The sequence below is a fragment of the Tepidibacter mesophilus genome (genome assembly GCF_002724055.1).
GTDB lineage: Bacteria > Bacillota > Clostridia > Peptostreptococcales > Peptostreptococcaceae > Tepidibacter_A > Tepidibacter_A mesophilus.
Genome location: NZ_BDQY01000073.1, coordinates 1 through 516 on the forward strand (window position 1 = coordinate 1; position 516 = coordinate 516).

At 51.6% G+C, this 516-nt stretch carries 5 tRNA genes; all 5 read right to left on the reverse strand.

What is annotated here, in order from left to right:
• Positions 1-46: 46 nt before the first annotated feature.
• The 5 genes from Tmeso_RS15885 to Tmeso_RS15905 all read right to left on the reverse strand — a co-directional run bounded on the left by Tmeso_RS15885 (position 47) and on the right by Tmeso_RS15905 (position 467).
• Positions 47-123: transfer RNA gene (locus tag Tmeso_RS15885), tRNA-Arg, on the reverse strand.
• Between the two features lie 6 nt (positions 124-129).
• Positions 130-204, reverse strand: a tRNA-Gly gene (locus Tmeso_RS15890).
• Positions 205-207: 3 nt separating this feature from the next.
• Positions 208-291: transfer RNA gene (locus Tmeso_RS15895), tRNA-Leu, on the reverse strand.
• 9 nt (positions 292-300) lie between these two features.
• A tRNA-Tyr gene (locus Tmeso_RS15900) sits at positions 301-386 on the reverse strand.
• Positions 387-392: 6 nt separating this feature from the next.
• A tRNA-Thr gene (locus tag Tmeso_RS15905) sits at positions 393-467 on the reverse strand.
• Between the last annotated feature and the right edge of the window lie 49 nt (positions 468-516).

The window sequence follows — 516 nt, forward strand, 5'->3', positions numbered from 1 at the left end:
CAGGAATCAAAATCCTGAGCCTTACCGACTTGGCGAATCCCCAGTATGGCGTGCCTGCAGGGATTCGAACCCCGGACACGTGGCTTAGAAGGCCACTGCTCTATCCAACTGAGCTACAGGCACATATCTTGGAGCGGAAGACGAGATTCGAACTCGCGACCCTCGCCTTGGCAAGGCGATGCTCTACCACTGAGCCACTTCCGCTTATGGTGCGGGTGGAGGGACTTGAACCCCCACGCTAAAAGCGCTAGATCCTAAGTCTAGTGCGTCTGCCAATTCCGCCACACCCGCATTATTTCATGGTGGAGGGGACTGGATTCGAACCAGTGAAAGCGATGCTAACAGATTTACAGTCTGCCCCCTTTGGCCAACTCGGGAACCCCTCCATGTTTTGGAGCTAGTGATAGGAATCGAACCTACAACCTGCTGATTACAAGTCAGCTGCTCTACCGTTGAGCCACACTAGCACTTTTTTATTTTTTTGTATCTCCCAAAGAAAAAGAATTATTTGGCGAC